Here is an 11,941-nt window from a genome sequence, read left to right on the forward strand (position 1 = left end):
AAGAATGATTCTAAAATGATGTTGTTGTGCTTAAAGTTTAAGCGTTTAAACGCTTAGGATTTTAGAGGTGGGATGCTTGAAAAGGGAGTATTCATATTTTATTACGATAGCTTTCATATTGCTTGATTTAGTTGTTTCATTTTTGACACAGTTTAATGTTTTAAGTAATGTAGCCGGAATAATTATAGGAATCGTTTTGATAGGAATTTTAGTTATTTTGACTAGGGTTGCCAAAGGAATTAACCTTAGACGGGGAAGAATGGCATTTTCATTCTTTATGGCGTTATTTTTATCACTTATGTTTATGACGTCATTAGCAGTTTAATTATCTGAATATTAGAAAAAGATTGTTGCAATGTATTTTGCTTCAATCTTTTTTAGTGTACTCTAAAATATATATTGTTTTTAAGAGGGGTATTTTGCATGTCCAACAAAGCTTTGAAGAGAACTATTTTAGGAACAGTTTTCTTGATTCTAAGTATTTTATATACGATATTATTTTCCCCACACGCAACGATTCGCTTATTGGATAGCTATGATATGCTATTTCATCTGAATCGGATCAATAGTTTGGGTAATATTTTGGTATCGCCGGTCAATTTTAACTATTGGGATCATGTCGGTAATTTTACTAGTGTATTTTATCCTTGGTTCACTCTATCACCAGGTTATTTAATATTTAAGATGGCGAGTGATCCAATAATCAGTTTTTTGATTTTTCTAACTTTGATAACATTTTTAACATTTATTAGTTCATATTATTTTATGGCTAAATTTTCCAAGGATACATTACAGGCATTTTTATTTTCAGTCCTGTATACCTTGTCGTTCTTTAGAGTTGCCAGTGTATTTTATCGTGTAGGATTGGCTGAGTATATTTCATATATTTTTATTCCTTTGATTTTCTACGCTTTTGCGGAAATTTTGTCAGGTGATTTTAACAAGTGGCCCTTGTTTGCTACGGGATTGACATTAACGGTCCTAACACATCCGCTGACAGCTTTTATTACAGTTGTTATGTTGATGCCCTTGGTAGTTTTGGTTATTTTTTCAAAAGTGTCTCATAGTTTTAAATATTGGGGGCAATTAATTTGGGCTGGAATTCAAGCGATTATTCTAGTTATCGTTGCTTCAAGTGGTTTTATTTTACCAATGGTAGAGCAAAAGAGAGCACTAGCTACTAATAGACCAGCATTACTGGATCTGGCACAAATGGCGCAAAAACCGATGGAGCTGTTTAACAATGCCTTACATACTGATGTGAGAAGTTATTCAATCGGAATTATTTCGTTGTTGACGATTGTTGTCATCTTGATTTTTATTTGGAAAGATAAATTTTCATATCGTCTTGTTGCTATCGAAGGTTTAATTGCTTTAGTACTATCAACAAATCTATTTCCATGGCACCTTGTTCAAAATACTTTCTTTAATCTGATGCAATTTCCATGGCGCTTTTTAAATATGGTAACTTTCTTCTTTGCTATATATATGAGTCACATCTTGGCGAAATTAATGAAGAACAGATCGTCCTTGACCAAATTGTCAGTTTTAGTTTTTACAACAGTAGCTTGTGGTAGTCAGGTTTATTTAAGTGGTACGAAGGTAAACAATCAGCCTTTGCCATTTGCCACAGTTACATCCAAAAATGCGGATCAAAAAATCAAAAGTTTTCATCAAGAAGATTATTATCCGATTCAGAGTCTTCCTTACAGTGATGAAATCAAAAGCCACAAGTTCATTATTAATAATAAAAAAGTTAAGGTTCCGTTTGAAACAACGGCTAATACTTATTCAATTAAGTATTATAGTAAGAATTCAGTGGAAATGGATATTCCGGTATTATTTTATAAAGGAATTAGGGTTTCAATAAATAATGAAACTGTTAGTCCTAAAATTTCTAAACGTGGGACTGTCAAAATCAAGACAGTCCAAGGCCAAAATAACATTCAAATTCAATATTATTATAGTAATATTGACAGAGTGGCCATGGCTGTCAGTGTCGTAGGTTTTATTATTCTAATTTGGTTATTATTCAACGATGGACAGTGGTCATTTAGAAAACTTCTTAAAGATAGTTGAAAAATATCTTAATATTTGCTATATTTTATTAGTTGCAATCACTATTGCATCTACAACCGCTCAAAATCAGGTTTAAGCTATAGGCACCTGATTGGCGAGTCTTAGAAGGGAGTGTACACGCTATGTACGCAATTATTAAAACTGGTGGTAAGCAATATAAGGTTGAAGAAAATGACTCAATCTTTATTGAAAAACTTGATGTTAAAGAAGGGGACGCTGTTACATTTGATGATGTAATTTTAGTTTCTGACGGAGACAGTATTAAAGTTGGAGATCCTGTTGTAGCAGGTGCTTCAGTTACGGGTAAAGTTGAAAAGCAAGGTAAGGACAAGAAAGTTGTTACTTACAAATACAAACCTAAGAAGCATTCACATACTAAGACAGGCCACCGTCAACCATATACAAGAGTACTTATTGACAGTATCAAGGCTTAGTTATGATTAGAGCAAGTTTTTACCAGAATGAAGACCAGAAATTTGAATCTTTTTTGATCCTAGGGCATGCTGATTCTGGACCATATGGTCAGGATCTTGTCTGTGCAGCTGTTTCGGCGGTTTCAATAGGAACGATCAATAATCTGGAAAAACTTACTGAGGATACTCCGCTCGTAGTTCTCGACGAGGAAAACGGTGGACACCTTGGTTGTCGCTTTGACAAAGCAGTATCCCATGATACAGCTTTGTTATTGGAAAACTTATATTGGACATTGAAAGATATTCAAGATAGTTATCCTAAAAACATAGAAGTTCAGATTCAAAAAAATAAAATCGACTTTAATTAGGAGGTAAATTTCATGCTTAAAATGAATTTACAATTTTTCTCTCACCACAAGGGTGGTGGATCAACTGCTAATGGACGTGATTCAGCTGGTCGTAGACTAGGCGCAAAACGTGCTGATGGTCAAGCTATCACTGCCGGTGCAATCATTTATAGACAACGTGGAACAAAGATTCATCCTGGAGCTAATGTTGGTCGCGGTGGCGATGATACATTGTTTGCTCTTACAGATGGCGTTGTTAAGTTCGAAAGACTTGGTAGAGACAAGAAACAAGTTTCAGTTTACTAATAAGAGTTAGAGGGATCACCTCTAAACAACTCAAATTGTTGAAAAAAGAGGACATAGTCCTCTTTTTTTTATATAATAAGCGTGGGATATTGCCATATTCATAGAAATATTGGTAAGATAATATGTAAAGTGTTTTTTTACGTTTAAAGTAATCGAGGAGATAAATTATGTCAATTTCAGTAAATGAATTTAAAAATGGCTTAACTATTGAAGTAAAAGATGGTTTATGGCGTGTTATCGAGTTCCAACATGTTAAACCAGGTAAGGGTAGTGCTTTTGTACGTTCTAAGTTAAAGAACTTGAGAACAGGTGCTGTTCAAGAAATGACTTTTAGATCAACTGCTAAAGTTGAAAAGGCTCAAATTGAAAATAAAAAAATGCAATATCTATATGCAGATGGTACTAACCATGTCTTCATGGATATGGCTTCTTATGAACAACTATCACTTCCACAAGAACAGATTACAAACGAACTTAAGTATCTTAAGGAAAATATGGAAGTTAACATCATGATGTACGGTGGTGAAACTCTTGGTGTAGATATTCCTAATACGGTTGATCTTGAAGTTACAGAAACTGAAGCATCAATTAAAGGTGATACACAATCAGGTGGTTCAAAACCAGCTACTATGGAAACAGGCCTTGTTGTCCAAGTTCCATTCTTTGTTAACCAAGGTGATATGCTAACAATTAACACGCAAGATGGTACATATATTTCACGTGCTAACTAATTTTTGATTATGGAGATAAGTTTATGGCTGAACAAAAATATGTTTCTCTAAAACAAGATAGTGGAAAAATAAATGGAAACGTTGAAATCTCACATCAAGTTATTGAGATTCTTTTAGGAATCGCTACTAGTCAGGTCGAAGGCGTTTATGAAATGAGAGGAAGTCTATCCAGTCGTTTAGATTCTTTATTTGGAAGAATCAATCACGGCAAGGGTGTAGACGTTGTCCTCAGTGATAATCAAGTTTCTGCTGACGTGTTTGTTTATCTAGAGTATGGCGTATCTATTCCCAAAGTATCCTTAGAAATTCAAAAATCAGCCATTGAACAACTTGAATTCATGACCGATTTAACTTTGAATGAGATCAATGTACATGTTGTAGGTTTGATCGCTAAAAAAGAAGATGGCGAAATAGAACGTGTAACAACGGAAAAAAAGGAATAAAACGAGTGAGTATGAATAGACATAAAATCAGAGAACTTGCAGTTCAATCGCTTTTTTCCATTGAAACAACAAAAGACGATTCACAAACAGCAATTAATTCTGTTATGGATATAGCTGATTTGGGTGAAGAAGAAGCTCCAGAATATCTAACTTTCTTAGTATCAGGGACTTTAGAAAAACAAGCTGAATTAGATAAAGAAATTGCCGATCACTTGAAGAAAAAGTGGACAATTCAAAGATTATCACGAATTGATCGGGTTGTTTTGCGTGTGGGATTGTTTGAAATGGAAAATAGTTTAGAAGTTCCAAAAAAAGTAGCAATTGATGAAGCAATCGAATTGGCTGGTGAATTTGGCGATAAAGATTCGAAATCATTTGTTAATGGTATATTATCTAACTTTGTTGAAGGGTAAGGCTGGTACTTTGTACCAGCCTTTTTATGGTGAATAAATTGGAAATTTTAGACGGTAAAAAAGTAGCCGATGCATCAGATAAGAAAATGGCTAAACGGGTTGCTGATTTAAAAAATCAAAATGTAACTCCAGGTTTGGCTGTGATTTTAGTTGGGGACAATAGTGCTAGTTCAATCTATGTTAGAAATAAGAAACGTCGTGCAGAGAAATTGGGAATCAACTTTCAATTGATCCACTTTGATGATTCAATTACAGAAAATGAATTATTAGAAAAAATTGAACAATTAAATAACGATGAGACAGTTGACGGCTTTATTGTTCAATTACCATTGCCAGATCATATTGATGAAGAAAAAGTTATCCAAGCAATTGACTCCAAAAAAGATGTAGATGGGTTTGCACCCAAGAACGTTGGTAATCTTTGGACGGGTGAACCCCATACGTTGCCTGCCACAGCCTCTGGTATTATGATGATGCTAGATTTTTATAATGTTGATATTGATGGTAAAAACGTTGTAATAATTGGTCGCAGTAATATTGTTGGTAAGCCAGTTGCAGCAATGATGCTTGCTAAGAATGCAACGGTTACTATTACACATTCGCATACTAAGAATTTGGCTGATGTTGCCAAAAATGCGGATATTCTAGTCGTTGCAATTGGACAAGCCAAATTTATCAATAAGAGTTTTGTTAAAGACGATGCAGTTGTGATTGATGTTGGTATGGATCATGATGAAAACGGTAAGTTATGTGGAGATGTAGATTTTGACGATGTTAAAGATATCGTCAGCCTTATTTCACCGGTTCCTGGTGGTGTTGGTCCGATGACAATTACAGCATTGATGGATCAAGTTATTGAACTTGCTGAAGGCCGTGCCAATGGATAATTCTCAATATTTAACAGTTACGGCGCTAACACAATATTTAAAGCGAAAATTTGATGTTGATCCTTATTTGGGCCACGTTTATTTGATGGGGGAGATTTCTAATTTTCGCTTACGTCCTTCGCACCAATATTTTTCTTTAAAAGATGACAAAGCTAAAATATCAGCAATTATGTTCAAATCTAATTTCAGTAAAGTAAAATTTAAACCTGAAGAAGGTATGAAAGTACTTGTAAAAGGCAGAATCTCACTCTACGAGCCAAGTGGAACTTATCAGATGTATGTTGAGTCAATGGAGCCTGATGGGCTAGGGGCCCTATATTTGGCATTAGAGCAATTAAAGAAGAAGCTTTCTCAACAAGGTATCTTTGATTTGCCTAAACGTCAAATACCTCAGTTCCCTAAGCGAATAGCCGTAATTACTAGTCAATCCGGAGCTGTTATCCATGACATTATGACAACCGTTAAAAGGCGCTATCCGATTGTTCAGCTGGTACTTTTTCCAGCCCAAGTACAAGGGGATTCAGCTTCTGGTACAATTGTCGAGCAATTGAAACGAATTAATGAGATTGGAAATTTTGATACAATAATTATTGGTCGTGGTGGTGGTTCAATTGAGGATCTCTGGCCATTCAATGAAGAAATAGTGGCTCAAGCTATAGTTCAAAGTCAAATTCCTATTATTTCATCAGTTGGTCATGAGACCGATACCACTATTGCTGATATGGTTGCTGATTTGAGAGCGGCGACACCAACTGCTGCTGCCGAATTGGCTACACCGGTTTTGCGAGATGTGTTGATGCATATTCAGGATTTGAGGACTCGATTGAGTAATGCTCAAGTGAAATTAATTCAAAATTATCACGATCAGGTGAGAAATTATGCTCAAAATACTTTTTTGCAGCATCCTGAACGTATTTATGAGGTCTATTTGCAAAAAGTGGACAATTTGACATCTCGTTTAAATAAAATTGTTTCAGAGCAGATCTATAATGAAAGACAATCTTTATGGGATATTCGTGGTCGTTTAAACAATCAATCACCGATGAGTCAACTTCATTATTACGATACGATGGTGAACAATTATCAACAAAGGGTTTTAAATTCTACTAATAGAATTATTAATAATAATAGAAATTCATTCAGTAAAGAGGCTGCGGCATTAGATTCTTTGAGTCCATTAAGGACTTTGAGTCGTGGTTATGCTATTGCTACTGACGATGATGGTAAAATATTAAAACAGGTTAAAGATTATCAGGTTGATCAAACGATCAATTTAAAAGTTATTGATGGTAATGTTAAATTAATAACCAAGGAAATAAGTGAGGAAAATAATGGCTGAAGAAAAGAAATCATTTGAAGATAATTTGAAAGATTTAGAAGACATTGTAACTAATCTTGAAAATGGAAATGTTCCTTTGGAAGAAGCTATGGAGAATTTCAAAAAAGGAATCTCATTGAGTAAAAAGCTTGAAAAAACTCTCAGTGATGCTGAAACAACAGTCACAAAAATCATGCAAAAAGATGGCTCTGAGTCTACACTAGAAGATAAAGATAATGAAGGTAATGAATAGATATGGATATAAAAGAATTTCATAATTTTCATGAAAAGGTCTTGCCTGAATTTGATCAATTTTTAACAGCTAAGTTAGATAAGGAAATAAAACAACCTAAATTAAGAGATGCCATGCTCTATTCTCTAAATTCTGGTGGCAAAAGAGTTCGCCCAGTTTTAATGTTAGCCGTAATATATTCTTGTGGCGTAAAACTGGAAGACTTAAAAGACTACTATGATATTGCTGGTGCGATCGAATTGATCCACACATATTCGTTGATCCATGACGATTTACCTGAAATGGATAACGATGATTATCGTCGAGGTAAACTAACTAGTCATAAGAAATTTGGAACTGGTGCCGCAGTATTAGCTGGTGACGGATTATTGACTCAGGCATTTTATTGGATAGCTAAGTCTAATTTAGATGCTTACAAACGTATGGCAGCGGTTCGAATCTTGAGTCATAATGCTGGTCCAATGGGGATGGTCGCTGGTCAGATGACTGATATCAGTCATCAAAAACTTGATGAGGATGAATTAACACTCCTACATCAACATAAAACGGCAGATTTAATCGTTGCTGCTATTACTATTGGAGCTTTTTGTGCAGACCATGAGTTATCAAGTCATTTAGTAGAGTATGGACAAAAAGTCGGTTTGGCTTTTCAATTAAAAGATGATTTAGATGATAGTGAAGATGGAGAAGATGTTGATAAAAATACTTTTCCTAATCTGATAGGAAAATCTGCCACTGAAGAAAAATTGCGTAATTTAGTTAAAGATGCTTTAAATGCAGTGTTAAAGGAAGAAAAGTTTGATAAGAATTTGATGGTCAGTTTCTTAGACTATTTTAAATAGACAGGTGAAAATTATTGGCAAAAAAAAGAGTAGATGTATTATTAGTTGAGCAAAATTTATTTGAATCACGTGAGCAGGCTAAACGTTCTATTATGGCTGGAGAGGTATACAACCAAGATAATCTGCGTTTTGACAAACCAGGTGAAAAAATTGATCCAGATACAATTCTTCATGTTGTTGAAGGTGCACATAGTAAATATGTTAGCCGTGGTGGATATAAGTTAGAAAAAGCTGTGGAATCATTCAATATCGATCTGCAGGATAAAATTTGTCTTGATATTGGTTCGTCAACGGGTGGATTTACTGACGTAGCTTTGCAAAATGGTGCCAAGATGGTGTACGCCCTAGATGTTGGCTACAATCAATTAGCCTGGAAATTACGCAGTGATGATCGCGTAGTGGTAATGGAACGAGTTAATTTCCGTTACAGTAAACCTGATGACTTTCACGATGGATTACCAGAATTTGCTATGACCGATGTATCGTTTATCTCTTTAGAGCTGATCATGCCACCAATGTTTAATATTATATTGCCTGGTTCAGATGCCGTTTGTTTAATCAAACCACAGTTTGAAGCTGGTCCAGAGAATGTTGGTAAACATGGTATCGTGCGTGATCATAAAGTTCATCAAATGGTTTTAGAGAAGATTTTGAATTTTGCTAAAGAAACAGGATTTATCGTTAAAGGATTAGATTTTTCTCCTATTAAAGGAGGAGAAGGAAATATTGAGTTCTTGATGAATATTCAAAAACCTCAAACAAAGCAACCTGGTGAGATTTTAGATAGTGTATCGATCGAAGATACTATGAATGCAGCATATACAAGTCTTAATAAATAGGTGATTTGATGTTAAAGGAATTAATAATCAATAATTTTGCAATTATTAATGAATTACGACTTGATTTTAAAAAGGGCATGACTGCTTTGACTGGTGAAACTGGTGCAGGTAAGTCAATTATTATAGATGCTTTGGGATTATTAGTAGGAAGTCGTTCGTCAATTGATTTTATTCGAACAGGACAAGATAAGTTAAAAGTGCAGGGATTATTTGAAGTTCATTCAGGTAGTCCTATTTTTGCCATTTTGGATCATTATGGAATTAATCATTCTGATAATTCGATCATTGTAAACCGAGAAATAAATCGTAAAGGTCGAAATGTCTGTCGAATTAATAATGAGTTAGTTAATACAAATACTTTAAAAGATATCGGCCGATTCTTAGTGGAAATTCATGGCCAAAATCAACAGCAAGAACTATTGGATGAGGATAACCATATTGACATATTAGACAGATTTTCTGATGAAGATTTTAAAAATAATTTAGTGAAATATCAGAAATTGTTTACCCAGTATCAAGAAAAAATGGCACGTCTACGGGCAATTCAAAAGGATTCACAGAATATTGTTCAAAGAATCGATATGCTGAAGTTCCAAATTGAGGAGATCGATTCAGCTCAACTTCAAAAGGGTGAGGATGAAATTCTGGAAACTGAGAAGAATCATTTAGCCAATTTTGAAAAGATCAATAGTAGCCTTCAAGAAAGTTATCGTGTTTTGTCAGAAAATAATGTTGGTTCAGTTGATTCGTTGGGAAATGTTCGTGACAGTCTTGATGACATTAAGGAATTTGATAAAACATATCAAGAATTGTACGATTCAATCAATGGTGCCTATTATCAGATTCAAGATGATGCGGCCACTATTTCGGATGCCTTAGATAATCTTGATTTCGATGAAGATCGATTAGATGAGATTCAAAAGCGCTTGACGGTAATTGATAATTTGGAGAAAAAATACGGTCCTACCTTAGATGAGGTTATTCAGTATGGACAAAATGCACATGATGAATTAGATAAGATTGATATTGATGATTCAACAGAAGATAAGTTAATTGCAACTATTGAAGAAGATAAAAATAAATTACTGGAATTGGGAAAAGTTCTATCTGACAAGCGACATACAACTGCAAATGAACTAGAAAAATCTATCAATAAACAGTTAAAAGAGTTATTTATGAAAAATTCTAAATTTAATGTTCAGTTTAAAACTTTGGATAGTGATTCCTTAACTGATAAGGGAATTGATCAGATTAGATTTAATCTAAAAACTAATGTAGGTGAAGATTTCAAACCACTAGTAAGAGTTGCCTCAGGCGGTGAATTGTCACGTGTTATCCTTGCTTTTGAATCAATAATAGCTGAAAAAATGAATGTCGATACGATTATCTTTGACGAAATAGATACTGGCGTTAGCGGTAGAGTAGCTCAAGCAATTGGAGATAAGATATATCGAGTTGCACAAGCGGTACAAGTTCTATGTATTACCCATTTACCACAAGTTGCAGCTATGAGTGATCAACAATTTGAGATAAAAAAAGAGACCGTTAAGAATAAGACACAAACTAAAGTCTCATTACTTAACGATCAAGATCGAATCGAAGCTGTTTCATTAATGTTGGCTGGTACCAAAATCACTGACCTTACACGAGAACATGCCCAAGAATTGTTAGAATTAGCACAGGGTGAACAAAAAAGGTTAGATTAATTTTATTGATTTAAGATTATTGATATCAACTATTTGAAATAGATTTTTATTAACTTCCAGAATATATTTATTTGGATTAATTCTTTTAATCAACTTGCCTTGCATAGATGTTTCGTTTACCATAGTTACATTAATATAATATTGTTTTTGAAAACTTTGTTTAGCAAAGATAAACAGTTGTCTAATAGGCATTTGCTTGATTTGGGAAACACTTTTACTATCCATATTGAAGTCGAAGTTCCTATCGATGAATTTAGCAGTGTTGTTAATGATGTTTTTAGTAAAGGTATTTGATTGATTTTGTTTTAGTTCCATATTCGATTCCCCCGAACACTTGTTTGTGTCTTTATTATACGAACCTTTGTTCGTATAAGCAACTTTATTTTAGTATTTCTTAATATTTATTTGTGTGTAGCAAGTTTTTAGTCAAAAGAAAATAAGAATAAGTAGGGATAAGTGATATGTCAACAAGGGGAATGTTAATCGTTCTATCAGGTCCATCCGGTGTGGGAAAAGGAACCGTTAGAAAAGCAATGGTAAAGAAGTCTTCAATCAGATTTGATTATTCTGTATCAATGACAACTAGAAATATGAGACCTGGAGAAGAAGACGGTATCGATTACTATTTCCGGACTAATGAAGAGTTCGAAGAAGAAATTGAAAATGACGGAATGCTAGAATATGCCAAATATGTTGACCATTATTATGGAACACCATTAAAATATGTTAATCAGAAGTTGGATGCTGGGATCGATGTTCTATTGGAAATTGAAGTTAACGGTGCTATGCAGGTTCGTGAGAAGATGCCTGATGGTGTATTTATTTTCTTAACACCGCCGGACTTACCAAGTCTTCGTCGTCGTATTACACATCGTGGAACTGACGATGTAAAGACCATCGACAAACGAATGGAACAAGCAAAAAAAGAAATTGAAATGATGTCAAACTATGACTATGCCGTAGTTAATGATAAAATACCTAATGCAGTCAAAAAAATTGAAGGTATAATTAGAAGTGAACACTTAAGAGTGCCACGTGTAATTGACAAATATAAAAAAATAATAGGAGAATGATAATATGATTATTTATCCATCAATCGATAAACTATTAGACCAAGTTGATTCAAGATATTCTTTGGCCGTTTTAGCAGCAAAACGTGCTCATCAACTAGAAGATGGTGATGTGGAACTACTTAACAAGTATGAATCACCAAGAACTATCGGAAAGGCTTTTGAAGAAATCGCCGACGATAAAATTGAAATTGATCCTAATTCAATTCTTCTTGAAAAAGAAGCCGAACGAGTTGAGGAAGAGAAAAAAGAAGAAAAATAGTTTTAAAATTCCTTCACTGATTGTCTGAATGA

17 protein-coding genes and 1 other annotated feature are annotated in these 11,941 nt (G+C 34.2%); of the genes, 16 read left to right on the forward strand and 1 reads right to left on the reverse strand.

From position 1 onward, the window contains the following. The first annotated feature begins 76 nt into the window (after positions 1-76). The 14 genes from EKM64_RS03640 (at position 77) to recN (ending at position 10,577) form a co-directional block, all read left to right on the forward strand. A complete protein-coding gene (locus EKM64_RS03640; protein ID WP_125675702.1) occupies positions 77-325 on the forward strand; it encodes a hypothetical protein in 249 nt (82 codons plus the stop codon). Positions 326-423: 98 nt separating this feature from the next. Continuing rightward, complete coding sequence (locus EKM64_RS03645; RefSeq protein ID WP_125675704.1) at positions 424-2,079, forward strand: DUF6541 family protein; 1,656 nt, start codon at positions 424-426, stop codon at positions 2,077-2,079. Positions 2,080-2,123: 44 nt separating this feature from the next. Next, positions 2,124-2,191, forward strand: a sequence feature (ribosomal protein L21 leader region). Between the two features lie 10 nt (positions 2,192-2,201). Beyond that, positions 2,202-2,513: a 50S ribosomal protein L21 gene (rplU, locus tag EKM64_RS03650; RefSeq protein WP_057763614.1), complete on the forward strand. Its 312-nt coding sequence runs from the start codon at positions 2,202-2,204 to the stop codon at positions 2,511-2,513. A gap of 2 nt (positions 2,514-2,515) precedes the next feature. Beyond that, a complete protein-coding gene (locus EKM64_RS03655; RefSeq protein WP_125675706.1) occupies positions 2,516-2,860 on the forward strand; it encodes a ribosomal-processing cysteine protease Prp in 345 nt (114 codons plus the stop codon). 12 nt (positions 2,861-2,872) lie between these two features. Then, the gene (rpmA, locus tag EKM64_RS03660; RefSeq protein WP_125675708.1) at positions 2,873-3,145 is read left to right on the forward strand and encodes a 50S ribosomal protein L27; all 273 of its coding nucleotides are present in this window, start codon (positions 2,873-2,875) and stop codon (positions 3,143-3,145) included. A 167-nt stretch (positions 3,146-3,312) separates the two neighbouring features. Next, entirely contained in the window at positions 3,313-3,876 is a 564-nt protein-coding gene (gene efp, locus EKM64_RS03665) for an elongation factor P (protein WP_125675710.1), read from the forward strand. A gap of 23 nt (positions 3,877-3,899) precedes the next feature. Then, positions 3,900-4,319, forward strand: coding sequence for an Asp23/Gls24 family envelope stress response protein (locus tag EKM64_RS03670; RefSeq protein WP_125675712.1), 420 nt, complete (start codon positions 3,900-3,902; stop codon positions 4,317-4,319). An 11-nt stretch (positions 4,320-4,330) separates the two neighbouring features. Beyond that, positions 4,331-4,732, forward strand: coding sequence for a transcription antitermination factor NusB (gene nusB / locus EKM64_RS03675; protein ID WP_125675714.1), 402 nt, complete (start codon positions 4,331-4,333; stop codon positions 4,730-4,732). A 26-nt stretch (positions 4,733-4,758) separates the two neighbouring features. Then, positions 4,759-5,619 (forward strand): bifunctional 5,10-methylenetetrahydrofolate dehydrogenase/5,10-methenyltetrahydrofolate cyclohydrolase, encoded by an 861-nt coding sequence (locus tag EKM64_RS03680; protein ID WP_125675716.1) that lies wholly within the window; start codon positions 4,759-4,761, stop codon positions 5,617-5,619. Next, positions 5,612-6,958, forward strand: a complete 1,347-nt coding sequence (gene xseA / locus EKM64_RS03685) for an exodeoxyribonuclease VII large subunit (protein WP_125675718.1) — start codon at positions 5,612-5,614, stop codon at positions 6,956-6,958. The genes EKM64_RS03680 and xseA overlap by 8 nt, the downstream gene beginning before the upstream one ends. After that, complete coding sequence (locus EKM64_RS03690) at positions 6,951-7,190, forward strand: exodeoxyribonuclease VII small subunit (protein ID WP_125675721.1); 240 nt, start codon at positions 6,951-6,953, stop codon at positions 7,188-7,190. The genes xseA and EKM64_RS03690 overlap by 8 nt, the downstream gene beginning before the upstream one ends. Positions 7,191-7,192: 2 nt before the next feature. Beyond that, entirely contained in the window at positions 7,193-8,032 is an 840-nt protein-coding gene (locus EKM64_RS03695) for a polyprenyl synthetase family protein (RefSeq protein ID WP_125675723.1), read from the forward strand. A 14-nt stretch (positions 8,033-8,046) separates the two neighbouring features. Continuing rightward, positions 8,047-8,871 (forward strand): TlyA family RNA methyltransferase, encoded by an 825-nt coding sequence (locus EKM64_RS03700; protein ID WP_125675725.1) that lies wholly within the window; start codon positions 8,047-8,049, stop codon positions 8,869-8,871. 8 nt (positions 8,872-8,879) lie between these two features. After that, the gene (gene recN / locus EKM64_RS03705) at positions 8,880-10,577 is read left to right on the forward strand and encodes a DNA repair protein RecN (protein ID WP_125675727.1); all 1,698 of its coding nucleotides are present in this window, start codon (positions 8,880-8,882) and stop codon (positions 10,575-10,577) included. On the opposite strand, the gene EKM64_RS03710 is transcribed toward recN, so the two are convergent. Then, positions 10,569-10,892, reverse strand: a complete 324-nt coding sequence (locus EKM64_RS03710; protein WP_125675728.1) for a hypothetical protein — start codon at positions 10,890-10,892, stop codon at positions 10,569-10,571. The two genes, recN and EKM64_RS03710, sit on opposite strands and share 9 nt — an antisense overlap. Before the next feature lie 146 nt (positions 10,893-11,038). Between EKM64_RS03710 and gmk the strand changes: the two genes are divergently transcribed. Continuing rightward, positions 11,039-11,650, forward strand: a complete 612-nt coding sequence (gene gmk / locus EKM64_RS03715) for a guanylate kinase (protein WP_125675730.1) — start codon at positions 11,039-11,041, stop codon at positions 11,648-11,650. Positions 11,651-11,654: 4 nt separating this feature from the next. Then, positions 11,655-11,909: a DNA-directed RNA polymerase subunit omega gene (rpoZ, locus tag EKM64_RS03720; protein WP_057763643.1), complete on the forward strand. Its 255-nt coding sequence runs from the start codon at positions 11,655-11,657 to the stop codon at positions 11,907-11,909. Positions 11,910-11,941 lie beyond the last annotated feature (32 nt).

This window comes from Companilactobacillus keshanensis (genome assembly GCF_003946205.1).
In the GTDB taxonomy this organism is placed as follows: domain Bacteria; phylum Bacillota; class Bacilli; order Lactobacillales; family Lactobacillaceae; genus Companilactobacillus; species Companilactobacillus keshanensis.